Raw genomic sequence first — 414 nt, 5'->3', positions numbered from 1 at the left:
GGCCGGCTACCCGATCGAACGTGTCGCCGATTTCGGCGAGTGGTTGCGGCGGTTCGAATCCGGCATGAGGGGATTGCCGGATCGGCAGCGGCAGAACTCGGTCCTGCAGATGCTGACTCTGCTTCAACAGCAAGGCGGCGTTCTCCGCGCCCCCGAGCCGACGCTGGGCTCCTACGCGCCGGCCGACCGGTTCCGCGCCGCGGTCCGACGGGCGAAAGTCGGCGCAGCAAATGATATTCCGCGTGTGACACCGGAGGTCATCGTGAAGTATGTGACGGACCTGCAGCTGCTCGGGATGCTCTAGGCAGCGCTATGTGGGGCGATATTTTGGGAATGGCACTTCTGGTGTCACTCAATCCGGTGCTACTCGGCTTCATCCTGCTGGTGATTTCCCGGCCGCGGCCGGTGCAGAAC

The 414-nt window shown here is 64.0% G+C and carries 1 protein-coding gene; it reads left to right on the top strand.

The annotated features are described in order from the left end of the window. The coding region (locus tag RM572_RS29465) for a hypothetical protein (RefSeq protein ID WP_311676399.1) at window positions 1–304 on the top strand (304 nt) is incomplete at its 5' end. Between the last annotated feature and the right edge of the window lie 110 nt (window positions 305–414).

This window comes from Streptomyces hazeniae, assembly GCF_031845485.1.
Lineage (GTDB): Bacteria > Actinomycetota > Actinomycetes > Streptomycetales > Streptomycetaceae > Streptomyces > Streptomyces hazeniae.
Note: the sequence above shows the minus strand (reverse complement) of the source record. Positions and strands in the feature narration are given on the sequence as shown.